Annotated in this window: 27 protein-coding genes and 1 riboswitch; of the genes, 4 read left to right on the top strand and 23 right to left on the bottom strand. The window is 68.5% G+C overall.

Translation table 11 applies throughout. From position 1 onward, the window contains the following. The 13 genes from DSP71_RS15205 to DSP71_RS15145 form a co-directional block, all read right to left on the bottom strand. Positions 1–581: hydroxyethylthiazole kinase (locus tag DSP71_RS15205; RefSeq protein WP_113681499.1), on the bottom strand; the 581-nt coding region annotated here is incomplete at its 3' end. Continuing rightward, a riboswitch (TPP riboswitch) is annotated at positions 572–666 on the bottom strand. It overlaps the preceding gene by 10 nt. Before the next feature lie 6 nt (positions 667–672). Further along, the gene (locus DSP71_RS15200) at positions 673–1,635 is read right to left on the bottom strand and encodes an NAD-dependent epimerase/dehydratase family protein (protein WP_113681498.1); all 963 of its coding nucleotides are present in this window, start codon (positions 1,633–1,635) and stop codon (positions 673–675) included. After that, complete coding sequence (locus tag DSP71_RS15195) at positions 1,632–2,354, bottom strand: DUF402 domain-containing protein (RefSeq protein ID WP_052748799.1); 723 nt, start codon at positions 2,352–2,354, stop codon at positions 1,632–1,634. The genes DSP71_RS15200 and DSP71_RS15195 overlap by 4 nt, the downstream gene beginning before the upstream one ends. 75 nt (positions 2,355–2,429) lie before the next feature. Then, the gene (gene pheT, locus DSP71_RS15190; protein WP_113681497.1) at positions 2,430–4,949 is read right to left on the bottom strand and encodes a phenylalanine--tRNA ligase subunit beta; all 2,520 of its coding nucleotides are present in this window, start codon (positions 4,947–4,949) and stop codon (positions 2,430–2,432) included. After that, on the bottom strand, positions 4,949–5,989 hold the full coding sequence (pheS, locus tag DSP71_RS15185) for a phenylalanine--tRNA ligase subunit alpha (RefSeq protein WP_113681496.1): 1,041 nt from the start codon (positions 5,987–5,989) through the stop codon (positions 4,949–4,951). Before pheS ends, pheT begins: the two co-directional genes overlap by 1 nt. 42 nt (positions 5,990–6,031) lie before the next feature. Then, positions 6,032–6,934, bottom strand: a complete 903-nt coding sequence (locus tag DSP71_RS15180; RefSeq protein WP_113681500.1) for an amino acid ABC transporter permease — start codon at positions 6,932–6,934, stop codon at positions 6,032–6,034. Continuing rightward, complete coding sequence (locus DSP71_RS15175) at positions 6,931–7,578, bottom strand: amino acid ABC transporter permease (protein WP_046749025.1); 648 nt, start codon at positions 7,576–7,578, stop codon at positions 6,931–6,933. The genes DSP71_RS15180 and DSP71_RS15175 overlap by 4 nt, the downstream gene beginning before the upstream one ends. Positions 7,579–7,657: 79 nt before the next feature. Continuing rightward, positions 7,658–8,575, bottom strand: coding sequence for a glutamate ABC transporter substrate-binding protein (locus tag DSP71_RS15170; RefSeq protein ID WP_113681495.1), 918 nt, complete (start codon positions 8,573–8,575; stop codon positions 7,658–7,660). A 64-nt stretch (positions 8,576–8,639) separates the two neighbouring features. Then, on the bottom strand, positions 8,640–9,389 hold the full coding sequence (locus DSP71_RS15165) for an amino acid ABC transporter ATP-binding protein (protein WP_082108708.1): 750 nt from the start codon (positions 9,387–9,389) through the stop codon (positions 8,640–8,642). Positions 9,390–9,640: 251 nt separating this feature from the next. Beyond that, the gene (locus DSP71_RS15160; RefSeq protein WP_046749023.1) at positions 9,641–10,603 is read right to left on the bottom strand and encodes a TAXI family TRAP transporter solute-binding subunit; all 963 of its coding nucleotides are present in this window, start codon (positions 10,601–10,603) and stop codon (positions 9,641–9,643) included. Further along, positions 10,600–11,526 (bottom strand): HAMP domain-containing sensor histidine kinase, encoded by a 927-nt coding sequence (locus DSP71_RS15155; RefSeq protein ID WP_258546483.1) that lies wholly within the window; start codon positions 11,524–11,526, stop codon positions 10,600–10,602. The genes DSP71_RS15160 and DSP71_RS15155 overlap by 4 nt, the downstream gene beginning before the upstream one ends. A gap of 451 nt (positions 11,527–11,977) precedes the next feature. Then, positions 11,978–12,649: a response regulator transcription factor gene (locus DSP71_RS15150; protein ID WP_046749021.1), complete on the bottom strand. Its 672-nt coding sequence runs from the start codon at positions 12,647–12,649 to the stop codon at positions 11,978–11,980. A gap of 36 nt (positions 12,650–12,685) precedes the next feature. Further along, a complete protein-coding gene (locus DSP71_RS15145) occupies positions 12,686–13,498 on the bottom strand; it encodes an RNA methyltransferase (RefSeq protein ID WP_045263330.1) in 813 nt (270 codons plus the stop codon). A 57-nt stretch (positions 13,499–13,555) separates the two neighbouring features. Between DSP71_RS15145 and DSP71_RS15140 the strand changes: the two genes are divergently transcribed. Next, positions 13,556–14,008 carry a DUF2809 domain-containing protein gene (locus tag DSP71_RS15140; RefSeq protein ID WP_113681494.1) on the top strand — a complete coding sequence of 151 codons (453 nt, stop codon included), beginning with the start codon at positions 13,556–13,558 and terminating at the stop codon, positions 14,006–14,008. An 8-nt stretch (positions 14,009–14,016) separates the two neighbouring features. Here DSP71_RS15140 and rplT read toward each other — a convergent pair whose 3' ends face one another. The 3 genes from rplT to infC form a co-directional block, all read right to left on the bottom strand. Further along, on the bottom strand, positions 14,017–14,403 hold the full coding sequence (gene rplT / locus DSP71_RS15135; RefSeq protein ID WP_017202428.1) for a 50S ribosomal protein L20: 387 nt from the start codon (positions 14,401–14,403) through the stop codon (positions 14,017–14,019). Between the two features lie 34 nt (positions 14,404–14,437). Beyond that, on the bottom strand, positions 14,438–14,632 hold the full coding sequence (rpmI, locus tag DSP71_RS15130; RefSeq protein ID WP_017828564.1) for a 50S ribosomal protein L35: 195 nt from the start codon (positions 14,630–14,632) through the stop codon (positions 14,438–14,440). 72 nt (positions 14,633–14,704) lie between these two features. Beyond that, a complete protein-coding gene (gene infC, locus DSP71_RS15125; protein WP_082108707.1) occupies positions 14,705–15,346 on the bottom strand; it encodes a translation initiation factor IF-3 in 642 nt (213 codons plus the stop codon). Positions 15,347–15,577: 231 nt separating this feature from the next. Between infC and DSP71_RS15120 the strand changes: the two genes are divergently transcribed. Next, the gene (locus DSP71_RS15120; RefSeq protein WP_046749018.1) at positions 15,578–15,976 is read left to right on the top strand and encodes a DUF1844 domain-containing protein; all 399 of its coding nucleotides are present in this window, start codon (positions 15,578–15,580) and stop codon (positions 15,974–15,976) included. On the opposite strand, the gene DSP71_RS15115 is transcribed toward DSP71_RS15120, so the two are convergent. The 7 genes from DSP71_RS15115 to DSP71_RS15085 all read right to left on the bottom strand — a co-directional run bounded on the left by DSP71_RS15115 (position 15,969) and on the right by DSP71_RS15085 (position 20,834). Continuing rightward, a complete protein-coding gene (locus DSP71_RS15115; RefSeq protein WP_058632210.1) occupies positions 15,969–16,397 on the bottom strand; it encodes a hypothetical protein in 429 nt (142 codons plus the stop codon). The genes DSP71_RS15120 and DSP71_RS15115 overlap by 8 nt on opposite strands. A gap of 23 nt (positions 16,398–16,420) precedes the next feature. Continuing rightward, positions 16,421–17,218 (bottom strand): SseB family protein, encoded by a 798-nt coding sequence (locus DSP71_RS15110; protein WP_113681492.1) that lies wholly within the window; start codon positions 17,216–17,218, stop codon positions 16,421–16,423. After that, positions 17,202–17,948: a bifunctional 1-(5-phosphoribosyl)-5-((5-phosphoribosylamino)methylideneamino)imidazole-4-carboxamide isomerase/phosphoribosylanthranilate isomerase PriA gene (gene priA, locus DSP71_RS15105; RefSeq protein WP_046749015.1), complete on the bottom strand. Its 747-nt coding sequence runs from the start codon at positions 17,946–17,948 to the stop codon at positions 17,202–17,204. The genes DSP71_RS15110 and priA overlap by 17 nt, the downstream gene beginning before the upstream one ends. Before the next feature lie 103 nt (positions 17,949–18,051). Further along, a complete protein-coding gene (gene hisH / locus DSP71_RS15100; RefSeq protein ID WP_058632209.1) occupies positions 18,052–18,687 on the bottom strand; it encodes an imidazole glycerol phosphate synthase subunit HisH in 636 nt (211 codons plus the stop codon). Next, complete coding sequence (gene hisB / locus DSP71_RS15095) at positions 18,684–19,301, bottom strand: imidazoleglycerol-phosphate dehydratase HisB (protein WP_113681491.1); 618 nt, start codon at positions 19,299–19,301, stop codon at positions 18,684–18,686. The genes hisH and hisB overlap by 4 nt, the downstream gene beginning before the upstream one ends. Next, positions 19,298–20,383: a histidinol-phosphate transaminase gene (locus DSP71_RS15090; protein ID WP_058632208.1), complete on the bottom strand. Its 1,086-nt coding sequence runs from the start codon at positions 20,381–20,383 to the stop codon at positions 19,298–19,300. Before DSP71_RS15090 ends, hisB begins: the two co-directional genes overlap by 4 nt. Before the next feature lie 82 nt (positions 20,384–20,465). Further along, complete coding sequence (locus tag DSP71_RS15085; RefSeq protein WP_113681490.1) at positions 20,466–20,834, bottom strand: LysM peptidoglycan-binding domain-containing protein; 369 nt, start codon at positions 20,832–20,834, stop codon at positions 20,466–20,468. 290 nt (positions 20,835–21,124) lie between these two features. Here DSP71_RS15085 and lexA point away from each other — a divergent pair, with 290 nt between their 5' ends. Together lexA and DSP71_RS15075 are read left to right on the top strand one after the other, a co-directional pair. Beyond that, positions 21,125–21,811, top strand: coding sequence for a transcriptional repressor LexA (lexA, locus tag DSP71_RS15080; protein WP_046749010.1), 687 nt, complete (start codon positions 21,125–21,127; stop codon positions 21,809–21,811). A 127-nt stretch (positions 21,812–21,938) separates the two neighbouring features. Beyond that, positions 21,939–23,011, top strand: a 1,073-nt coding sequence (locus DSP71_RS15075) for a TolB family protein (RefSeq protein WP_396652063.1), incomplete at its 3' end; no start/stop codon positions are given.

The following is a 23,011-nucleotide window of genomic DNA, read 5'->3' as shown; positions in this document are numbered from 1 at the left end:
TTGGACAACCGCAGCACGCGTTCGCCGTCGGTGAGCAGATCGATCGGGCCGGACACGGCCACCACACCGCGTGTCGTCCGAGCCAGCGCCGATGCGGCCTCGGCCGCGGACTCGGTGCTGTCGGTGGAATCCACACCTCGCCCACCGGCGCTGAGCCCCGCGAGAGCCAGCACCTCCGAGGCGTTGCCGCGGATCGCGGTCGGACGCTGCTCGACGAGTTGACGCGCGAGTGCGGTGCGCACCGGGAGCGCACCGACCGCGACGGGGTCGAGCACCCAGGGCGTACCGGCTGCCCTCGCACCGGTGACGGCTTCCAGAGTCGCCGCGCGCTGCTCCGGGGTGGGCGTCCCCAGGTTGACCAGCATCCCCGAGGCGACACCGGCGAACATGCCGACCTCCCCGACGATGTCGACCATGGCGGGAGCAGCCCCGAGCGCCAGCAGCACGTTGGCGGTGAAGCCGGTGACCACGGCATTGGTGATGCAGTGCGTCAGCGGTGGCGCCTCACGCAACACCCCCAGCAGCACCGCAGCCTTTTCGGCGAGATCGTGTGTGGAATCAGGACGCAGAAGATCGCTCATCGCGACATCCCTTCGCTAGTACGAACTAGATCAGGTTCGACGGGTCTGTTCTCAGCCGCGGATCGCGGCACCCCGTGTCACTGTCCGCAGTCTATCGATCGGCAAGCAGCGCCCGCTCCTGCGCCCGCGTGAGCCCGGCACGTCGTTCGCGGTCGAGTCCGCGCTCCCGTTCGTCGGCGAGCACGCGCTCGATCGTGTCGACGAGCGGACGGAGCATCCCACCGGTCTCATGGAATGCCGCGTTCGAGCGGGTCATGAATCCCGTCATCTCGGGCGGGAGCCACAGCGGCAGGGAGTGCGGGCCGGCCCAGTGGTCCACGTCACGCGCGATGAGCCACTCCTCGTCCGCGACGACGGTCGCCCCGGTGTGCCCGGATGCAGCGCGGACCATCCGCAGCACATCCGCGAGAGGCCTCTCGTCGCCGACGGCGTTGACGGCTCCGCTGCCTCGCGCGGTGACGACGTACTCCGCCAGATCGTCGACGTCGATCAACTGAGCGCTCCGCCCGTCCAGCGGGGGCAGCAGCACGGCGTCAGCGTCGGCACGAGCGAACGCGGCACTCCAGTAGCCGAAGCGGTCGCTCGGGTCTCCGTCGCCCACGATCAGGCCGGGACGCACCACGAGTGCCCGCTCCCCCAATCGGGCGACGGAGTCCTCGGCGGCGACCTTCTGCGCCGCGTACTCGTACTCGTCGCCGAGAACCGCCGCCGGGTGTCGTGGAGCCGATTCGTCCGCACCGACCGTCTCGTCATCGGAGTACACCGACACGGATGACACGTACGTCCATCGTGCCGCTCGATCGCCCAGCATCTCGACTGCCCGATCGACATGCGCCGCCTGGGAGGAGATGTCGACGACGTGGTCCCACTCCCGTCGTGCGAGGTCGGCGTAGGTCGAAGCCTCCTCGCGATCGCCACGCACCAGGACCGTTCCCTCCGGCGCGGGCCGTGTGCCTCGAGCGAGGCAGGTGACCGTGGCTCCGTGGTCGCGCCAGTGACCGGCGATGCGCCCGGAGAGCCACCCGGTGCCGCCCAGGATCAGAACATCCGTCATGGTGTGCCTGCACCCAACCGGTCAAGGCCTGCCAGCACCGGAACCGTCCAGGCGGGGTCGGGCCGCCAGCGGGTCCACGCGGAGTCGAACGGCCAGTCGTCGGCCTCGAACGACGCGATGGCCGCGTCCGCGTGCCGCTCGATCTGCGCGGCCTGCTCGGAGCTGAGCCGTCCCTGGGCGATCGCGGCGACGAGCTCATCCTCGTCCTTGAGGTGGATGCCGCCCGCCGGATCGATCTCGACGTCGAGGATATGGTCGGACGAGAAGGTGTCCCGGTCTGTCCGCAGATGCGCGTTCTCGAGATTCACGTACCACCCGGAGAACGCCCAGTCCGGCCCGGTGGTGTCGCTCCAGAACAGCCAGATCGACCACGGCATCCCCGCAGGGGCGATGCACAGCACCCCGTTGCCCCGCCAGCGCTCCACGATGCGCGTCCGCGGCTCGAGCCAGCGCCGGGCGAGAGGCACTTCCCGCACGCGCTGACCGTCGCTGGATCCCGGCGCCTCCTGGAGGGTCCCCGGAGCGAGCCAGGCCACGAGACCGCGCTCATCATCACGGACCACGCGCATCGGCGAGATCCTGGACGGCTCTCCCGGCTGCCACCCCGGTTTCCGATAGTGCCAGTCGATCTGTGCGCCGGGCTCGAGGAACGGCCCCTCGCCGAGCGGTCGCGCCCCGTCGGGGACGGCGGCCGGAGTGCCCTGGGGGAGGATTCTCATCCCGCCACGGTACTCCGGCGACGGCCCGGATCGTCCGAGCGACGACACGGTCCGCCTCACACCGCGGATCGATCCTCAGTCGCGCAGCGTCGCTCCGAAGCGCTGCGCAGCGACCTCGACTCCGGCGAGCTTGGCCTCCGTGGCCTCCGCCGCGGTGAGGGTGCGGTCATCCGCCCGGAACCTCAGCGCGAAGGTCAGGCTCTTGGAACCCTCCGGAACGCCCTCTCCGCGGTAGTCGTCGACGAGGCGCACCGACTCCAGCAGCATGCCCGCACCTTCGGCGAGGGCGGCCTGCACATCCGCGGCGGGGACCCCGGCCGGAGCCAGGAGCGACACGTCCTGCGTAGCGGCGGGGAACGTCGACAGCGAAGCCGCGACGACCCGTCCGCCGGCAAGCGACAGGATGCGGTCGAGGTCGAGCTCGAACACGGTCGCGCGCCCGGGAAGATCGGCCCCCTCGGCGACAGCGGGGTGCAGCTCGCCGACGTATCCGACCTCTTCGCCTGCCACCAGGAGCGACCCGGTGCGCCCCGGGTGGAGGGCGGCGCGTTCGGCCTGGAGCACGTCGATGTCGACCCCGGCGGCTGCCGCGATCACACGGACCGCGTCCAGAGCCTCCACGAGGCCGGCGGCCTCGGCGGGGCGACCGGGCTGGCGCGGTGCGACATGGCCGGTGAGGAGTCCGGAGACGAACCGGTGCTGTGGCGGGATCGAGGCGTTCAGCTCCGCGAGCGTCTCGTCGGACGGACGCTCCCCCAGCGGCGGCACCTCATCGGTGCCGTACTGCACACCCGGCTCGGGCAGGAAGACCACCCCGGTCTCGAAGATCGCGAGGTCGGTGAGCCCGCGGGAGATGTTGCGGTGCGCGGTCTGCAGCAGACCGGGGATCAGCGACCGGCGCAGGTACGGCGCCTGCCCGTCGAGCGGATTCGCCAGACGGATGCTCGGCAGGTGCTCGCCCGACGCGGAGCCGTGCAGATCGTTCTGCGCCTCCGTGGTGAACGGGAACGACGGCGTCTCGACCAGCCCCGCAGCAGCCAGAGCATCGGCCACGCGGCGGCGGCCCTGCTGGTGCGCGGTGAGGCCGCGCCCGGAGGGAGGCGTCGGCAGCACCGAGGGGATGCGGTCGAGCCCGTGGATGCGGGCGACTTCCTCGGCGAGCGTCCACTTGTCGGTGAGGTCGGGGCGCCAGGTCGGCGGGATGACCGTCCACCCGCCCTGGGTCCCTGAGCCGGTCGAAGGGCTGACCTCCGCGCCGATCGTCGTCAGCGCACCGGTGATCTCTTCATCGGTGTAGTCGACGCCGATGAGCCCCTGCACGAAGCCGGCGGGCAGCTCGATCTCCGCGACGAAGACCTCGGCGAACAGCGCGCCGCCCTCCTCCGTGAGCGTGCCCCCGGCGAACTCGACCATGAGGTCGGCCGCGCGCCGGGCCGCGACGAAGGGGATCAGCGGGTCGACGCCGCGCTCGAAACGCTTGGACGCCTCGCTGGGCAGCTTGTGACGACGAGCCGAACGAGCGATCGTGGTCGGGTCGAAGCTCGCCGCCTCGATCATCACGTTCCGGGTGGAGTCGCTCATCTCCGTCGTGCCGCCGCCCATGACGCCGGCCAGGCCGATCGGACCCGACTCGTCTGTGATGAGCAGGTCTTCGGTGTGCAGCGCGCGCTCGACGCCGTCGAGGGTGGTCATCTTCTCGCCCTCGTGCGCGCGGCGAACCGTGATCCCCCCGGTGAGCTTGTCGAGGTCGTAGCCATGCAGCGGCTGTCCGAGCTCGAGCATCACGTAGTTGGTGATGTCGATGAGCACGCCCAGCGACCGCATGCCGGCGAGGCTGAGCCGCGCCACCATCCACGGAGGAGTCGGACGTGAGGGATCGACGTCGCGGACGACGCGGGTCACGAACTCGCTCGCTCCGACGTTCCCGCGCACAGGTGCGACGTCGTCGACGATGGTCGTGTGGCCGGTGCCCGGCTGGAGTTCGGCGAAATCGCGCTCCGCCGGGTCGCGGAAGGTCGCTCCGGTCGCGTGCGCGTACTCACGAGCCACCCCGCGCAGGGAGAAGGCGTAACCGCGGTCGGGCGTGACGTTGATCTCCACCGCGACGTCGTCGAGGCCGAGCAGGGCGATCGCGTCGGTGCCGACGGGCGCATCGATGCCGAGGTCGGACAGCACGACGATGCCGTTGTGCTCGTCACCGAGTCCCAGCTCGCGCGCAGAGGCGATCATGCCGTCCGACACATGACCGTAGGTCTTGCGGGCGGCGATCGGGAACGGACCGGGCAGCACCGCACCGGGAAGGGTCACGACGACCTTGTCCCCGACGACGAAGTTGTGCGCGCCGCAGACGATGCCACGGATGCCGCCGTTCGCCGCGCCGACGTCGACCTGGCACCAGTTGATGGTCTTGCCGTTGGACTGGGGCTCCGGCTCGAGCGAGACGACCTGGCCGACCACCACGGGGCCCGTGATGTCGAAGCGGTGCACGTCCTCCTCTTCGAAGCCGACGGTCACCAGGGCCGCGAGGACATCCTCGGGCGTGGCGTCCGCTGCCAGATCGACGTACTCACGCAACCACGAAAGCGGGACGCGCATCACACCACCATCCCGTACTGCTCGCTGAATCGGACATCGCCCTCGGCCATGTCGCGCATGTCCTGGACGTCGCTGCGGAACATCAGGCCCCGCTCGATGCCCATGCCGAACGCGAAGCCGCTGTATTCCTCCGGGTCGATCCCTGCCGCGCGCAGCACGTTCGGGTTGACCATGCCGCAGCCGCCCCACTCGATCCAGCGCGCACCGCCCTTGAAGGTGGGGTGCCACAGATCGAGCTCGGCGGACGGCTCGGTGAAGGGGAAGTAGTTGGTGCGGAAGCGCGTCTTGGCCTCGGGGCCGAAGAGCAGCTTCGCGAAGTGGTCGAGCGTGCCCTTGAGGTGCGCCATCGTGATGCCCTTGTCGATCACGAGTCCCTCGAACTGCGTGAACACCGGCAGGTGCGTGGCGTCGAACTCGTCGGTGCGATACACCCGGCCGGGGCACAGCACGTAGATGGGCACCTCGCGGTCGAGCATCGAGCGCACCTGCACCGGGCTCGTGTGCGTGCGCATCACGAGGTGACGCGAGGGCGGGTCCACGTAGAACGTGTCCTGCTCCTGGCGTGCGGGGTGGTCCACATCGAAGTTCAGTGCGTCGAAGTTGAACCACTCGTGCTCGAGCTCCGGTCCCTCCGCGATCTCCCAGCCCATGCCGACGAAGATGTCGCACACCTGGTCCTGCAGGAGCGTGAGCGGGTGTCGGGCGCCGACACGCGTGCGCGAGGGCACGGCGGTGATGTCCACCCGCTCGGACTCGAGGCGCGCGGCGACCTCGGCCTCGGCGAGCTCGGCCTCCTTCGCGGCCAGCGCCTGGGTCACCTGCCCTCTCCCCTGGCCCACGAGCTTGCCGAATGCGGCCTTGTTCTCGGGAGCGACCTGGCGCATCGAGGCGTTCAGTACCGCGAGCGGCGATCCGTCGGCGACGTGTGCGGCGCGGGCTGCTTTCAGCTCGGCGGTGTCGGCGGCTGTGGCGATCGCCGCGAGGGCATCGGCAACAGCGGACTCGACCGCTTCCGGGGTGATTTCAGGAGACTCTGACACGAGAATCGAGTCTACCGGGGGCGTGCGGGTCCCTTTCGCGGATCAGCGCGCCTTCTCGGACCCATCTCCCTGCAGCACGATGAGCGAGGTGTTGGTCTCGCCTCCGTGCTGGCGGGGATCCGGCACCGCAGGCCCTGCCTTCGGCGAGCGCTTGGCACGCTTCTGCAGGCGGTAGGCGATGTAGGAGAGCAGGAGACACACGGCCACGTACATCGATCCGCCGACGATCGCCGCCGGGATCAGCGGGGAGCCGTAGGGCGCCTGGTTGCCGATCTGGTTGATGACGTAGAGGAGCTCCTGGTACGTGATGATGAAGCCGAGCGCGGTGTCCTTGAGCGCCACGACGAGCTGCGCGATGATCACCGGCATCATGGCCCGGACGGCCTGCGGGATCAGGATGAAGTACATCACCCCGGTCTTCCGCAGTCCGATCGCGTAGCCGGCCTCCTTCTGTCCGCGCGGCAGCGACTCGATCCCGGCACGGAGCACCTCGGCGAGCACGGAGCCGTTGTAGACGATGAGGGCGATCACGACGGCCCAGTACGGCGGCATCTTCACGCCGATCACCGGAAGGCCGTAGTACAGCAGCATCATCAGGATGAGCACGGGCACCGCTCGCAGCACCTCGATGATCCACCGGACCGGCTCACGCACCCAGGCGTGCTCCGAGAGGCGGCCGATGCCGAGAAGGAAACCGAGGACGATGGATCCGACGCCGGCGACCGCGAACGCGGCCAGCGTGGCCAGCAGGCCTTCGCCGAAGCGGACCCAGACCGCGGAGAACGTGAAGATGTTCCACTTCTCTGCGGAGAACTGCCCGGTGGCGAACAGCCTCCACACCACCCAGCCGAGCACCGCGAGGACCACGAGCACCGTGGCGACTCCGATGAGCCTGTTGCGGGCGACGGCACGGGGGCCGGGGACGTCGAAAAGGACGGAACTCATCGCGCGATCCTCCACTTGTTCTCGAGAACGCGCTGCACCCAGGCGAGCAGCAGCACCAGCACCACGAACAGGACCATGACCCACAGGAGCACGACGAGCGCGTTCTCACCGCGTTCGCTGAGCGCCGCGCGGATGGTGCCGAGGTTGACGACCGAGAACCCTGCGGCCACCGTGGTGTTCTTCATGAGGGCGATGAGCACGCTCATCATGGGCGGGACGACGGAGCGCGTCGCCTGCGGCAGCACCACGTAGCGCATGACCTGGCCGAAGTTCAGGCCGATCGCCCGTGCGGCTTCCGCCTGGCCGACCGGCACGGTGTTGATGCCGGCTCGCAGCGCCTCCGCCACATAGGTCGCGGTGTAGATGCCGAGCGCGATCACGGCCAGCAGCAGGGAGTTCACCCGCTCCCCCAGCAGGATCGGAAGGCAGAAGGCGAAGAAGAACATGACCAGGGTCAGCGGTGTGTTGCGGATCCAGTTCACGTACACGCCACCGACGGCGCGGGCGATCGGAACCGGCGAGACACGTGCGGCCCCGACGATGAGTCCGAGGACCAGCGCGATGATGCCGCCGCCGAGGAACAGCACGATGGTTCCCCACAGTGCCTCTCCCCAGAGGTCGAGGTGGTCGGAGATGACTCCCACTGCTGCTCCTGTCGATTCGGGTTCTCGAAAGTGTCCTGCATGAGCGGGGCGGCCGACCATGCCGACCGCCCCGCGGAGATCAACCGACCGGGTCGACCTCGGGCTGCGTCGCCTTGACGCCGGAGGCACCGAGGTTGTTGTCGAAGATCTGCTGCCAGATCTCGCCACCGTCGGTCAGCTGCGTGTTGAAGTACCCCACGAGGGCGTCGTCACCCTTGGCGACGCCGATGCCGTAGCGCTCCTCGCTGAAGGGCTCACCGACGACCTTGAGGTTGTCCGGGTCCTGAGCCGCGTAGCCGATGAGGATCGCCTCATCGGTGGTGACCGCGTCCACCTGGCCGTTCTTCAGGTCCTCGACGCACTTCGAGTACGTGTCGTACTCCTTGGTGGGCACGTCGGGGTAGTTCGTCTTGATGTTCTGGATCGGCGTCGAGCCGGTCGCCGAGCAGACGGTCGTCGAGGAGTCGAGGTCGTCGACGCTCTTGATGTCGCTGTCAGCTGCCACGAGGAGGCCCTGACCGGTGACGAAGTACGGACCGGCGAAGGAGATCTGCTCCTTGCGCTTGTCGGTGATGGAGTAGGTGCCGACGTAGTAGTCGATGTCGCCGTTCACGATGGCCTGCTCGCGGTTCGCGGAGGCGATCGCCTGGAAATCGATCTTCTCCGGGTCGACACCGAGCGATGCCGCCATCCAGCGGGCGATGTCGACGTCGAATCCGGTGCGGTCACCGGTCACGGGGTCGAGGTAGCCGAGACCGGGCTGGTCCTCCTTGACGCCGACCTTGATCTTTCCGGACGACTCGATCCGGTCGAACGTCGGGCTGCCGTCGATGCTGACGTCGGTCAGGACGGTCCAGGGCGTGCTGCTGGAGGAGTCACCTTCGTCGCCGCCTTCCGGGGCCCCCGTGCTGGACGGGGTTCCGCTGTTGCAGGCGGTGAGCGTCAGCAGCGCGGCTGCCGCGATTCCGATGCCTGCCAGTGTCCGTGTGCGTCGCATGTGCGTCTCCTTCGTGTGCTGTGTGTGCAGGGTCTGTGTGTGAGTGTGTGAGTGTGCGGGCGCGTCAGTGCGTGAGGAGCTTCGAGAGGAAGTCCTTGGCGCGATCGCTCTTCGGGTGCGTGAAGAACTCCTCGGGAGTCGCCTCCTCCACGATCCGTCCGTCCGCCATGAACACGACGCGGTCGGCGGCCTTGCGCGCGAAGCCCATCTCGTGCGTGACGACGATCATCGTCATCCCGTCCTGGGCGAGTTCGACCATGACGTCGAGCACCTCGTTGATCATCTCGGGGTCGAGCGCACTGGTGGGCTCGTCGAACAGCATCACCTTGGGCTGCATCGCGAGAGCGCGGGCGATGGCCACGCGCTGCTGCTGACCACCGGAGAGCTGGGCAGGGAGCTTCGAGGCCTGCTGGGCCACGCCGACGCGCTCGAGCAGCATCATCGCCTCCTTCTCGGCGTCGGCCTTCTTGATGCCGCGCACCTTGATCGGTCCGAGAGTCACGTTCTCGAGGATCGTGAGGTGGGCGAAGAGGTTGAACGACTGGAAGACCATGCCGACGTCGGCGCGCAGATGAGCCAGGCCCTTGCCCTCGGCCGGGAGCTCCTTGCCGTCGATGCGGATGCTCCCGCTGGTGATCGTCTCCAAGCGGTTGATCGTGCGGCACAGTGTCGACTTCCCGGAGCCGGACGGGCCGATCACGACGACGACCTCCCCCGAGTTCACGGTCAGATCGATGTCAGTGAGCGCCTGGAAGTCGCCGTAGTGCTTCTGAACGTTCTCGACCACGACGAGCGGGGTATCAGAGGTCATCATTTCTCCAAACTAGCCACGTCGGGCGCGGGTCTCCAGGCACCTCGGTGAGATTTACACGTTCGTAATCACCTGATCGCGGCACCAATGCTGCTGTGCATGGGTACCCCGCGGCCCGCCCCCACGGGCCGCGGAATCGTCCTGCTGCGATGCCCCAACGACAGTTGTGCAGCAGGCGACGATCGTGCGCGATCGACCTCACAATGGCAGAGCGCCGGCCCCGCTGTCAGACTTCTTGAGGATTTCTTGAGCAGTCAACCGCGCAGGTCGCGGTAGTAGTCGATCGCACCATCGTGGAGAGGGACCGGACCGGTGAAGATCGCCGAGCGCCGATCCAGCAGCGCCGCGGTCGGCACCTCCCCCGCGATGCGCAGTCGCGCGTCGAAGAGCCCGGCCAGGACATCGTGCACGACGGCATCCGGCGTGGACGCGGCGGTGACGAGATAGTTGGGAACGGCCATCGTCGGCGCGGAGTCCGGCAGGCCGTATGTCCCCGCGGGGACATCGGCCTGCCGATAGGCATGCGAGTACCGTTCGTTCACGGCATTGACCCACTCGGGCTCGATCGGGAGCAGACGCACCGGAGCCCGCGAGGACAGTTCGGCCACGCCGGGAGTGGGCAGGCCCCCCACCCAGAAGAAGCCGTCGATCTCACCACGCTCCATCGCACCGATCGACGCGCTGAGGTCGAGCTGGGGGTCGCGGACGGAATCGAGCGCGACGCCTGCCGCGTCGAGCACTCGGCCGGCGATCACGTTGACGCCGGAGTTCTCGGCGCCGAGGGAGATGGTGCGGCCGGCAAGATCGCCGATGTCGTCGATGTCCGAATCCCCCCGCACCACGACCTGAACGTACTCGTCGTACAGGCGGGCGAGAGCCTCCACCTCCAACGGCCGCTCGAAGGCGCCGGTGCCCGACACCGCGTCGGCGGCGGCATCCCCCTGCGCGAATCCGAGCAGGGCCTCGCCCGAACTCACCCGCAGCAGGTTGTCGACCGATCCCGCGGTCTCCTGCGCGACCATCCGGAGGTCCAGCCGGTCCGACAGCTCTTCCGCCAGGTGGCTGCCGTAGTCGTAGTACACACCGGTCGAGCCCCCGCTGGCGATCGCGTACTCGACGTCGCTCCACTCGTCGGAGCGAGGGACGCACGCGGTCAACCCGGTCAGCAGCACGAACGCGAGTCCTCCCGCGAGAAGTCCCCTGGCGGCCGACCTCATGGCGTGGACCCGTCGTGCAGGACGAGCGCGACCTCGAGTCCGCCACCCTGTGCCGAAGAGACCGCCAGCTCTCCCCCGATCGTCTCCAGCAGATCGCTCGCGATCGCCAGCCCGAGTCCTGACCCCGGTGTGTCCCCGGTGTCGGCGTTGCGCCAGAACCGGTCGGTCGCCGCAGCTGCCTGCTCGTCGGTGAGGCCCGGGCCGTGATCGCGGACCGTGATCCGACAGACGCTTCCTTCCCGTCTCGCCCCGATCTCGATGTGCGCCCCCTCGGGCGAGAACTTCACGGCATTGTCGATCACGGCATCCAGCGCGCTCTCCACGATCGTGCGGTCGGTCACGCTCATCACCGATGACACACCGGTGGAGCGCAGCCCGACTCCGCGCTGAGCCGCGACATCGCGCCATGCTTCCCGGCGACGAGCGGCCAGAGTCGCCAGATCCACAGCGGAGACGGTCGAGTCGCCACGGCCGCCGCGCGCGAGGCCGAGAAGTGTCTCGAGGATGCGGGTCATCCGGCGCCCCTCCTCCCTCGTCTCCTCGACGTCGCCCTGCCACTCGTCGCCGAGTCCCGTCGCCAGATGCTCCACTCTCAGGAGCAGAGCATTGAGGGGGTTGCGCAGTTCGTGTGAGGCGTTGAGCGCGAACTCCTGCTGCCTCGTCATCACCCGTTCGATCTCGTCGGCCATGCCGTTGAACACCTGCGCCATGCGGCGGAGCTCCGGCGGACCGTCGTCCGCAGCAACGCGCGCGTCCATCTCGCCGCGCTCGATCGCGACCATGGCCTCGTCGAGTCGGCGCACCGGCGAGAGCACCCAACGCGCGAGCCGGAACACCAGGAGCACGCCGAGCGCGATGAGCACGCCCGCGATCGCCGAGATGAGCAGGAGCTGGTGCAGGATCGCGGCGCGGAGCCGCCACATCTCCGGCGACGAGCACGGCGCCTATCACGTCACCGTCATCGAACACCGGCTCGGCCAATGCGGAATCCGAGACGCTCCACGGGAACACCACCGTCGGCTGCTCGGCTCGTCGACCGGAGAGCGCCAGCTTGACGCGCTCGGCATCGTCTTCGCGAAGCACCGCCGGGTCCTGATCCGCTGCGGCCCACACGCCGCCCCCGAGATCGAACACGGTCACCTCGATCCCGTAGACCTCGCGGAACCGCTCCACCTCCGCCTCGATCACGGCAGCACTGCCGGAACGCAGAGCCTGGCGCGCGCTCGTGACGAAGTAGCCGAGGTCGCCGATCTGCTGCGCATAGAAGGCCTGCTGCACGCTCTGGGCGGCGCTCCACCCCGCGGCACCGCCGAGTCCGGCCAGGATCGCGACGAGCGGTATCAGGAACACGAGGATGAGGCGACGACGCACGACTCAGGACCCTGCCAGCCGATAGCCGACCCCGCGGACCGTCTCGATGACCCCGCGGACCCCGGTCTTCTTCCTGATCGCCCCGACGTGCACCTCCAGAGAATGGCCGAATCCTCGCCAGTCGGTGTTCCACACCTCGCGGATCAGCCGGTCCTTCGGCACCGCCACTCCCGGGTAGCGGGCCAGGACGGCGATGATGTCGAACTCCTTGCGCGTGAGGTCGATGGCCGCGCCGTCGACCAGCACCTGGCGAGCGATCAGATCGACCTGCACGCCGCCTCCGTGGAGCAGGACGCGCGCATCCGCCTCGGGCCTCATCGGCCTGGATCGCCGTGTGACCGCCTCGATCCGCGCCAGGAGCTCGTGCACATCGTAGGGCTTCACCACGAAGTCATCGGCTCCGGCGCGGAGCCCTTTGATGCGCTCCGCGACCTGGCTGCGGGCGGTCACGATCACGATCGGGACCTCGGAGCGGCCCCTGATCCGGCGACACAGGTCGACCCCGTCGACGTCGGGCAGACCGAGATCGAGCAGCACCACCTCGGTGTCCGCTCCGAGAAGACCCAGCGCAGACGCTCCATCCGCCGCGCGGACGGTCGCGTACCCGGACCGGGCGAGAAACGCCTCCAGTGCGCCTGCGACCCGGTCGTCGTCTTCGACGATCAGAATCCTCATCGACTCCGCTTCCCGCTTCCCCCGGCGTCCGTCACCTCAGTCGACGGACGTCGCCCGCTGAGCGAATGCGCTTTCATACAGGCAGACGCTGGCGGCCGTCGCCAGATTGAGCGACTCGGCTCGGCCGAAGATCGGAAGCTTGAGCACGCGGTCCGCGAGATCCAGCGCCTCGTCTTCGAGTCCGCGCGCCTCGTTGCCGAAGAGCCATCCCGTCGGCTCGGCCAGCACGCCCTCCGCGCGCGCTTCCAACAGGTCATCGCCCTTCACGTCCGCCGCGAGGATGCGCAGACCTGCGGCGTGAGCACGCTTCACGACTTCGGCGAGGTCGCCCCCGACCGAGACGGGAAGGTGGAACAGGGACCCTGTGGTCGCGCGCACCACCTTCGGGTTGTACGGATCGACGGTGCGACCGGTCAGGACGACGGCATCCGCACCCGCGGCATCCGCTGCCCGGATGATCGTGCCGAGGTTCCCTGGATCCCGCACCTCCTCGCAGATCGCCACCAGTCGCGGCGAGGCGTCGAAGATGTCGCGCACCGACGTCGGCGTCTGCTGCACGACGGCGACGAGGCCTTGCGGTGTGACGGTGTCGGCCATGGCGTTGAGCACGTACTCGGTGACGTACTCGACCTCGATGTCCGCCTCTGCGGCCTTCGCGCGGATGTCGGGGTGCCGCTCCCAGCCGTTCGGCGTCGCGAAGAGCTCGACGATCGCCTCGGGACGGTAGGTGAGCGCCTCGCGCACCGACTGCGGGCCCTCCAGAAGGAACAGGCCTGTCTCAGTCCTCGCGCTGCGTTTGGTCAGCTTCGCGACAGCACGGACTCGGGGCGAACGGGGGTTCTCCAGCACGATCACAGTCTAGGGAACGCACGGCCCTCTCCCGCACCATCCGGGTAGGGTGCCTGCATGACGATCGATGCCGCGGTGAGGAGCTCCCGTCGGCGGATCGTCCTCGCAGTGCTCGCCGTCGCGACGGTCGCGATCGGGCTCGTCATCCATCGCAGTGCGGGCGGGGTCGTGGGCGACGTCATCGGCGATGCGCTGTACGCTGTGCTCATCTATCTGCTCGTCGCCCTGATCGCCGCGCGGTGGCGCCCCTTCGCGCCGGCCCTCGTCGCCTTCGTGTTCTGCGCCGGCGTCGAACTGTTCCAGCTCACCGGTATCCCTCGTGAGTGGGGATCGGCACTCCCCCCGATCCGCCACGTCCTCGGCTCCGGATTCGATGGACGCGACATCCTCGTCTACGCGGGTGCCGTCGCCATGGCCGCTCTCGTCGACCTCGCGGTCAGCCGCGCGGCAGTCCTCGCCACGCCGGGAAACGCCGCAGGGCGCCCTCCCGAAGGAGAGCGCCCTGTGTGAAGAGGTGCTTACGCAGCCGACTTCGGCGCGTTGACGTCGGAGGGAAGAGCCTTCTTCGCCGTCTCGACCAGCGTCGTGAACGTGGCAGCGTCGTTGACCGCGAGGTCGGCGAGCATGCGACGGTCGACCGTGACACCCGCGAGGCCGAGGCCCTGGATGAAGCGGTTGTACGTCATGCCGTTCTGGCGGGCCGCAGCGTTGATGCGCTGGATCCACAGACGACGGAAGTCGCCCTTGCGCTTGCGACGGTCACGGTACGAGTAGACCAGCGAGTGGATGACCTGCTCTTTGGCCTTGCGGTAGAGGCGCGAACGCTGTCCGCGGTAACCGGAGGCGCGCTCGAGGATGACCCGGCGCTTCTTGTGGGCGTTTACTGCCCGCTTGACTCTTGCCATTTTCCTGTGTTCCTATTCGTGCGTTCGGCGCGCGTCAGCGACCGAGAAGCTTCTTCGCGACCTTGGTGTCAGCCTTCGACAGGACCTGGTCCTGGTTCAGACGACGCGTGCGACGGCTCGACTTGTGCTCGAGGTTGTGGCGCATCCCGGCCTGCTGCTTCTTCAGCTTTCCGCTGCCGGTGATCTTGAAGCGCTTCTTAGCACCCGAGTGGGTCTTCTGCTTCGGCATCTTCTCTTCCTTCGTATGGCGCCTTCTCAGGCGACGGTGTCAACCCGCGGTGCGGGAGTTCTGGGGCGGGTACTACTCCGCAGTGGTGGCGGCGGCCTCGTTCTTCGCCTCGCGCGCAGCCTGCTTCTTGTCCGCGCGCTGAGCATCGCGCACGGCGTTCTGCTCCTGCTTCGCCTCGGACTTGCTCTTGAGCGGAGCCACGACCATCACCATGTTGCGACCGTCGATGGTCGGGTTCGACTCGACGGTGCCGAACTCGGCGACATCCTCGGCGAACTTGCGCAGCAGACGCACACCCTGCTCCGGACGCGACTGCTCGCGACCGCGGAACAGGATCATGGCCTTGACCTTGTCGCCGGCCTTGAGGAAGCCCTCGGCACGCTTGAGCTTGGTCGTGTAGTCGTGAGCCTCGATCTTCAGACGGAAGCGCACTTCCTTGAGGATCGTGTTCGCCTGGTTGCGGCGAGCTTCCTTTTCCTTCTGGGCGGCCTCGTACTTGAACTTGCCGTAGTCCATGATCTTGACGACGGGCGGCTTCGAGTTCGGGGCGACCTCGACGAGGTCGAGATCGGCTTCCTGCGCGAGGCGCAGTGCGGCTTCGATGCGGACGACGCCGATCTGCTCACCCGCGGGGCCGACGAGGCGGACCTCGGGGACGCGGATGCGCTCATTGGTACGGGGATCGCTGATGCGGAACTCCTTAGACGATGTGATTCGGCCACCGCGACGCTGTCTGCATCACGGGCGAAATCGGAATCGTCCCCACCCACCGGCATTCAGACGCCGGCTCCGCACCCTGTCTACCGGCTCCTTCTTTCGAACGGAGCCGGTGGAGTGCAAGACCCGGTAGCCTTGAACGGCAAGCGCGGGTGGGAAGTGAATCCTCTTTCGTTCCGGAGCATGACGCTCCGGAGCCCGCCAAAGTCTAACAGAAAGCAAGGCGAAGTGACGAACCAGGCACCGGACGAGGCGGCACGCGAGCGCGAAGAGCGTTGGGCACGTCAGGAGGAGGCCGCATCGTCGGCCACCCGCGACATCGCCGATGTACCCGCAGTCGAGGTGATCACCACCGCCGCCGTGCACCTCATGAGCGCGGCAGCCGTCAAGCTCGGGCTCGCCGACGATCCGGACGCCGCAGCGCAGCTCGACCTCGACGAGGCGCGCAAGCTCATCAACTCCCTCGCCGGGCTCATCACCGCCGGCGCTCCGGAGATCAGCGACATGCACGCGCGGTCCCTGCGCGACGGTCTCCGCTCACTCCAGCTCGCCTTCCGCGAGGCGTCCACGATCCCCGATCCGATCGGCAAGGGACCGGGCGAGAAGTGGACCGGCCCGGTCAACTAGCTGCCGCGGGCTCGACGACCAGAGGGTCGGCCGAGGCCGGGCCGGGGCACTGCCCTTCGGTGCGAGTCCAGGAGATCTCCTGTTCCGACTCGTGGATGACGGCACCCTGCGCATCGAACAACCGGATGTCGACCAGGTCGGGCGTGGACATGTCGAAGGACATGCTCCACGTGCCGTCGGCCGACGGAGACGCCGAGAACAAGTTCGCGGACGAGCTCGCATCCTCCCCCGGCCCCGGTGAGCACTGCCCGTCCGCGCAGAACTGGAGGTCGGTCGCCGCCGGGAAGGCGCTCACGTCGACGACGACCGTGCTGATGTAGGCGATCGCCGGGCACGCGTTGACCACGCAGCCGGAAGTGCCGGCGACGGCGCCTCCGAGCAGCACGACGGCGGCGAGGGCTCGCAACAGAGTCCGGGGCATGTCCCCGAGCGTAGCGAAGCGGTTCAGGCGCTGCGGCGGAGCTTCACGGTGAGGGAGTCGACGAGCACGGCGATCCGGTCGTCCGATGCCCAGCGAGACGCGAGACGCGAGAGCACGGCGTCGAGCACCTCGCGTTCGAGTCCGTCGACCAGCTCGAGGACCACGATGAGCTCGGGCCCGCGCAGACGGGCGTCGGGGTCCCCGGAAGCCACAGCCACGTCGATGACGGCCAGTTCGTGGGCCACGCTCTCCTGCAGCGCCGTGAACACCTCGGTCGACAGGAAGCTCGGCTCCCAGCGCTGCTCCTGAGCGATCGCCCACACGGCAGGACGCCGGATGACGAACTCGGTGTCGGACGTCGGGTCGAGCACGATCAGGTCGGTGTCCTCCGACGAGGCGGCCAGCGCCGCGCGGATAGCCTCGACGGGGATCGGTCGCGCCGTCGGGTCCCACGCCTGCATCGCCTGGACCGACGAGAACACCGGCTGCACGCGCCGACCATCCGGAGCCGCGACCGTGACGATGGAGAGCTCCTGCGTCTTGTCAACGGTGAGGCCGTTGGGGGCGATCCCCTCCTCCCCCTTCTCCGCGATGAGGGGCACCAGCACACGGGCGGCACGGAAAGCGTCGACGACCTCGGACTGGCTGCCCTGGCCGGCGCGGAAGCGCAGCAGCGCCGCCAGCAGCGCGGGGTCGGCGGAACCGTCGTCCGCGGCGTGCGGATTCGACTCGAAGCTGCGCCCCTCCCACGGGACGCCTGCTGAATCGCCGTGGTTGTGCGGCTCGGGGCCGCACGCGTGCGCGTCAGTCTCCTGCGACATCCAGTGCCTCAGCCAGCGTGAAGGCGCCGGCGTAGAGTGCCTTGCCGACGATCGCGCCCTCGACGCCCAACGGCACGAGGTCGCGGAGCGCGGCGATGTCGTCCAGGCTCGAGATGCCGCCTGACGCGACCACCGGCTTCGGGGTGCGAGAGGTGACCTCACGGAGAAGGTCGAGGTTCGGACCGCGGAGGGTTCCGTCCTTCGTGACGTCGGTGACCACGTAGCGGCTGCAGCCGGCGTCTTCGAGGCGGTCGAGCACCTCCCAGAGGTCCCCGCCCTCCTTGGTCCATCCGCGGGCGGCGAGCGTCGTTCCGCGCACATCGAGACCGACGGCGATCGCCTCGCCGTAACGGCCGATCACGTCGGCAGCCCACTCCGGATTCTCCAGCGCCGCCGTGCCCAGGTTGATCCGCGTCGCGCCGCTCTCCAGAGCCGCCTCCAGCGTCGCGTCGTCGCGGATACCACCCGAAAGCTCGATGTTCACGCCCTTGAACTGCTTGATGACCTTGCGCAGGATCGGCGCGTTGCTGCCCCGACCGAAGGCCGCGTCGAGGTCGACCAGGTGGATCCAGGAGGCGCCCTGCGACACCCACTCCCCTGCGGCGTCCAACGGGTCGCCATAGCTGGTCTCGGTTCCGGCCTCGCCCTGAGTCAGTCGGACGGCCTTGCCCCCGGCGACATCGACCGCGGGAAGGAGCGTGAGCGAGGGGGACTGCGCGAAGTCGTTCATGGGGTCCTTGGATCGGGAAGCTCTTCGGCCCGGTGCGGGCACGAGAACCGAGGGTAGTCCGCCGGGCGGCGGGGAACAAAACGGGTGACGCCGGCGGGCGTCGTCAGAGACTCTCGACCCAGTTGCGCAGCAGCTGGATACCTGCTTCGCCGGACTTCTCCGGGTGGAACTGCGTCGCCGACAGCGGGCCGTTCTCCACGGCGGCGAGGAAGGGATCGCCGTAGGTCGTCCAGGTCAGGACGGGTTCCGGGAACGGCGGAATGACATCGAGCTGCCAGGACTGGGCGGCGTAGGAGTGCACGAAGTAGAAGCGCTCCTGCTCGATGCCGCGGAAGAGCACGCTGTCGGAACCGGGCGCGACGGTGTTCCAGCCCATGTGCGGAAGCACCGGCGCGTTGAGCTCGGTGACGGCTCCGGGCCACTCTCCGAGCCCTGCGGTATCACGCCCACGCTCGACGCCGTGCTCGAACAGCACCTGCATCCCGACGCAGATGCCGAGGACGGGACGGCCACCGGCCAGACGGCGGTCGATGATCTCGTCGCCTCCGTGCGCACGCAGGGCATCGCGAACCGCCTGGAACGCGCCGACGCCGGGAACGACCAGGCCGTCCGCCTCGAGGGCGGTGGTACGGTCGCGCGTCAGCACGGCGTCGGCACCGGCAGCCACGAGAGCCTTGACGGCCGAGTGGACGTTGCCCGACTCGTAGTCGAACACCGCGACGCGAGGAGCCGACGTCACAGCGCGCCCTTGGTGGACGGAATGCCGTCGACGAGCGGATCCAGCGCCTTCGCCTGACGGAACGCACGCGCGAACGCCTTGTACTCCGCTTCCGCGATGTGGTGCGGGTCGCGGCCGCCGAGCACACGCACGTGCACCGTGAGAGCGGCATTGAACGTGATGGCTTCGAAGGAGTGGCGGACGAGCGACCCTGTGAAGTGTCCGCCGATCAGGTGGTGCTCGAACCCCTCGGGCTCCCCCGTGTGCACGAGGTACGGGCGGCCCGAGATGTCGACCACGGCCTGCGCGAGCGCCTCGTCGAGGGGGACGAGGGCGTCTCCGTACCGGGAGATGCCGGACTTGTCGCCGAGGGCTTCGAGGATCGCCTGTCCGAGCACGATTGAGACGTCTTCCACGGTGTGGTGTGCGTCGATGTGGGTGTCACCCGAGGCGCGCACGGTGAGGTCGGTCAGCGAGTGCTTCGCGAACGCCGTGAGCATGTGGTCGAAGAAGGGCACCGAGGTGTCGATGTGGCTGACGCCGGTCCCGTCGAGGTTCAGCTCGAGCTCGACGGTGGACTCCGACGTGCGGCGCACACGGCTCGCGGTGCGCGGGGTCGGTGCGGAAGTGCTCATGAAGCCGATCCTATCGAGGCAAGAGCATCAAGGAACGCGGTGGTCTCGGCCTCGGTGCCCGCGCTCACCCTCAGGTGTCCTGGGATGCCGACATCGCGTACCAGCACCCCCTGGTCGTACAGCTGCTGCCAGGTGGCCTTCGGGTCGGAGACTCCACCGAACAGCACGAAGTTCGACCAGGATTCGTGCGGCTGGTAACCCAGCGCCTCGAGAGTCGCCGTGATGCGGTCGCGCTGCTCGACGATCTCCTCGACCATGCCGAGCATGACGTCGGCATTGCGCAGCGCCGCGATGGCCGCCGCCTGGGTGAGTGCGCTCAGGTGGTACGGCAGACGCACCAACCGCAGCGCGTCGATGAACGCCGGGTCGGCCGCGAGATACCCGACACGGGCTCCGGCGAACGCGAAGGCCTTGCTCATCGTGCGCGAGACGGCCAGACGCGGCCGCCCCTCGAGCAGCGTCAGTGCGGAGACCGCGTCATGCGGCGCGAACTCCTGGTAGGCCTCGTCGACGATCACTATGCCCCTGGCAGCCTCATACACCGCTTCGATGACGTCGAGTCCGAGCGGCGTGCCGGTGGGGTTGTTGGGAGAGCAGAGGATGACCACGTCCGGCTCGGCGGCCCGCACCTGCTCGGCCGCCTCCTCCGGAGTGATGGTGTAGTCGGGCTGACGCGTACCGGCGATCCACCGCGCACCGGTGCCCTGCGCGATGAGCGGGTACATCGAATAGGTCGGCGCGAACCCGAAAGCCGTGCGACCAGGGCCTCCGAAGGCCTGCAGGATGTGCTGGAGCACCTCATTGGACCCGTTGCCCGCCCAGATCTGCTCGGGGACGAGACCGTGGCCCAGGTACTCCGCGAAAGACTCGCGAAGCGTGGTGAACTCACGATCCGGGTAGCGGTTGACATCACGGATCGCGACGGCGATGTCATCGAGGATGTCGCTCGCCACCGCATCGGGGATCGGATGCGTGTTCTCATTCACGTTGAGCGCGATGGGAAGCGGCGCCTGTGGAGCACCGTATGGCTTCAATCCGCGGAGATCGTCACGTAGCGGGAGATCGTTGAGGGAGAGGGTCACCCTTCCCATGCTATGCGGCGCTTGAGGTTGATGACGCAAAGTCGCCCGCCCCAGGAACTCCTCGTCTGAGCCCTCCGCCGGATCAGCGCGCGTACTGAGCCGGGATCGCCAGAGTCTGCCCGATCTGCAGCTCCCCGCCGCGCAACAGGTTCATCCGGCTGATGTCGCCGATCACATCGCGCGGGTCGGCGTCGGGCGCGACGCCGGTGGCGATGGACCAGAGCGTGTCACCGGGCATGACGGTGACGGTCTCGACGCCGACGGATGCGGTGTCGGCACCCGACGCGACCGCGCTGCCGCCGCTGAGCGCCGCGAACGCGATGCCGGCGGCGAGGGGCACCGACGCCAGGGCGAGCAGTACAGCGCGACCGCGCGTCGTCAGCCGGAGTCTCGTCGAAGGACGGGGCGATGCCGGGATGACTGCTGCGGTGCTGAAGCCGATGCTGCTCATGTGGTGCTCCTTAGCCTGTCCCGGAGCGGTGAGGCTGCCGGGGAAGTTGGCGTAGCGTTCGCATTCACGACTCGGCCGGGAGCCGGGAATGCGAAGCTACGTACCGAAGATATCTTCGAGTTCGAACATCTGTCAAGTATTCTTCGAAACCACACCGGGGAAAGAGGCCGACACGCTCGAACAGATCTTCCAGATCGGCCCGATTCTCGGATACGGTTTCGATAAGGACACCCCACCACGGGCCTCCGACATTCGAAGAGGGACGTCGGATCACGCACTGAAGGAGCACCATGAGCGAGAACTCTGCCGCCGAGTCGGAGGCACCGCGCACGCGCCGCCGGAAGAGCCTCAGCCCGAAGCAGATGGCGATCCTCGAGGTCATCCAGAACTCGATCGCGAACCACGGCTATCCGCCGAGCATGCGCGAGATCGGAGACGCCGTCGGTCTCAAGTCCCTCTCCAGCGTCACCCATCAGCTCGGACAGCTCGAGCTGAGTGGCTACCTGCGCCGCGACCCGGGGAAGACCAGGGCGATGGAGGTGCTCATCGATCTGCCGGGCGCCAGCACCGAGAACCCGGCCGACGTCGCGACTCCCGTAGGCGACGCCGCGCTCGTCCCCCTGGTGGGACGGATCGCCGCCGGCGTGCCGATCACCGCGGATCAGCAGGTCGAGGAGATCTTCCCGCTCCCCCGCCAGTTGGTGGGCAAGGGCGACCTGTTCATGCTCAAGGTCTCCGGCGAGTCGATGATCGACGCCGCCATCTGCGACGGCGACTGGGTCGTGGTCCGCTCCCAGAACAGCGCGGAGAACGGCGAGATCGTCGCGGCGATGCTCGATGGCGAGGCGACGGTCAAGGTGCTGCGCCGCCGGGACGGCCACACCTGGCTCCTCCCCCGCAACTCGGCATTCGAACCCATCCTCGGCGACGAGTCCGTCGTCCTCGGCAAGGTCGTGGCGGTGCTCCGCGCCGTCTGACCCTCGATCCGGTCAGCGCGGATCGGGCCTGGTCGTGTCGGTGACCGTCTTCCCTTCGCGCGCTTCCACAGTGGTCGGGCCCACGGCGTGGCCGCACACGCGGTGCGACGCCGCATAGGCTCGAGACATGTCGTCGTCCCCTTACGGTTCCTGGTCATCCCCGTTCTCCGCCGCCTCGGTCGCCGCGTCTTCACCGCGCATCGACGGCGCCCGTTTCGTCGGCTCGGAGATCTGGTGGGGCGAGTCGGTGCCGGCCCAGAAGGGCCGCGTGACGGTGCGGAGCTCCTCCGGAGCCGAGATCCTCCCCTCCCCCTGGAGCGCACGCTCACGTGTGCACGAGTACGGCGGGGGTGCGTGGACGGCGGACGAGCACGGCACGCTCTACTTCGTCGACGCGAACGACCAGCGGGTTCATCGTCTGAGCGTGGGAGGCGAGCCCGTTGCTCTCACCCCTCCCGGGCCCTCCCACGGCGGCCTGCGTGTGCAGTCCGGTCGACTGCTGGCCGTGCGCGAAGACCTCTCCCGCACGCCGCATCTCCGAGCGATCGTCGAGATCCCGCTCGACGGCTCCGCAGCCGAGGATGCGTCCGCGATCACGGTGATCGTGCAGGGCGATGGCTTCTTCGCCCACCCCGCGCTCTCCCCCGACGGCACCCGCGCCGCGTGGGTCGCGTGGGACAGGGGCCGCATGCCGTGGGAGGACGCGCACGTGCAGGTCGCCGAGGTCGGTGAGGACACTCCGCGCACGATCCCCTCACGGGCGGCGCTGCAGCCGGAGTGGCTGAGCGACTCGGAGCTGCTCTTCGCCGATGATCCGGGTGGGCGCTGGGCCCTGCAGCGCATCTCCCTGGACGGTGTGGTCCCGGTCGGCACCGCACGGCAGGTCTCACCCTCGGACGCCGACACGGGCTATGGACTCTGGGTCCTCGGCAACCGCTGGTATCAGCTGCTCGACGACGGCCGCGTCGTCGCCGTCCGGACGAACGGGCGCGACGAGGTCGTGGTGATCGATACCGACGATGCTGCCGACGACCGCGTCGACGTCATCTCGTTCCCCGGAGACGGCCATGTGAGCGTCGACGATGTCGACGGCACCCGCGTGCTCCTCTCCGGCAACGGTTCGCGTGCGAACGCCGGGCTGTGGTGCGTCGACGTCGTATCGGGTGCCACCGTGGCGGTGCGCGGCGGCGAACCGGTCGA

The organism is Microbacterium sp. H6, assembly GCF_003314775.1.
In the GTDB taxonomy this organism is placed as follows: Bacteria; Actinomycetota; Actinomycetes; order Actinomycetales; family Microbacteriaceae; genus Microbacterium; species Microbacterium oxydans.
Note: the sequence above shows the minus strand (reverse complement) of the source record. Positions and strands in the feature narration are given on the sequence as shown.

Bases quoted from the DNA above. Each gene is read 5' to 3' on its own strand.
- DSP71_RS15200 (WP_113681498.1), bottom strand. From the start codon at position 1,635: ATGACGGATGTTCTGATCCTGGGCGGCACCGGGTGGCTCTCCGGGCGC.
- DSP71_RS15165 (WP_082108708.1), bottom strand. From the start codon at position 9,389: ATGATGACCTCTGATACCCCGCTCGTCGTGGTCGAGAACGTTCAGAAG.
- DSP71_RS15155 (WP_258546483.1), bottom strand. From the start codon at position 11,526: ATGTGGCGGCTCCGCGCCGCGATCCTGCACCAGCTCCTGCTCATCTCG.
- rpmI (WP_017828564.1), bottom strand. From the start codon at position 14,632: ATGCCGAAGCAGAAGACCCACTCGGGTGCTAAGAAGCGCTTCAAGATC.
- rplT (WP_017202428.1), bottom strand. From the start codon at position 14,403: ATGGCAAGAGTCAAGCGGGCAGTAAACGCCCACAAGAAGCGCCGGGTC.
- DSP71_RS15110 (WP_113681492.1), bottom strand. From the start codon at position 17,218: ATGTCGCAGGAGACTGACGCGCACGCGTGCGGCCCCGAGCCGCACAAC.
- pheT (WP_113681497.1), bottom strand. From the start codon at position 4,949: ATGCGCGTCCCGCTTTCGTGGTTGCGTGAGTACGTCGATCTGGCAGCG.
- hisB (WP_113681491.1), bottom strand. From the start codon at position 19,301: ATGAGCACTTCCGCACCGACCCCGCGCACCGCGAGCCGTGTGCGCCGC.
- DSP71_RS15195 (WP_052748799.1), bottom strand. From the start codon at position 2,354: ATGAGAATCCTCCCCCAGGGCACTCCGGCCGCCGTCCCCGACGGGGCG.
- DSP71_RS15140 (WP_113681494.1), top strand. From the start codon at position 13,556: ATGACGATCGATGCCGCGGTGAGGAGCTCCCGTCGGCGGATCGTCCTC.
- DSP71_RS15170 (WP_113681495.1), bottom strand. From the start codon at position 8,575: ATGCGACGCACACGGACACTGGCAGGCATCGGAATCGCGGCAGCCGCG.
- DSP71_RS15150 (WP_046749021.1), bottom strand. From the start codon at position 12,649: ATGAGGATTCTGATCGTCGAAGACGACGACCGGGTCGCAGGCGCACTG.
- DSP71_RS15115 (WP_058632210.1), bottom strand. From the start codon at position 16,397: ATGCCCCGGACTCTGTTGCGAGCCCTCGCCGCCGTCGTGCTGCTCGGA.
- priA (WP_046749015.1), bottom strand. From the start codon at position 17,948: ATGAACGACTTCGCGCAGTCCCCCTCGCTCACGCTCCTTCCCGCGGTC.
- DSP71_RS15085 (WP_113681490.1), bottom strand. From the start codon at position 20,834: ATGAGCAGCATCGGCTTCAGCACCGCAGCAGTCATCCCGGCATCGCCC.
- DSP71_RS15180 (WP_113681500.1), bottom strand. From the start codon at position 6,934: ATGAGTTCCGTCCTTTTCGACGTCCCCGGCCCCCGTGCCGTCGCCCGC.
- DSP71_RS15160 (WP_046749023.1), bottom strand. From the start codon at position 10,603: ATGAGGTCGGCCGCCAGGGGACTTCTCGCGGGAGGACTCGCGTTCGTG.
- lexA (WP_046749010.1), top strand. From the start codon at position 21,125: ATGAGCGAGAACTCTGCCGCCGAGTCGGAGGCACCGCGCACGCGCCGC.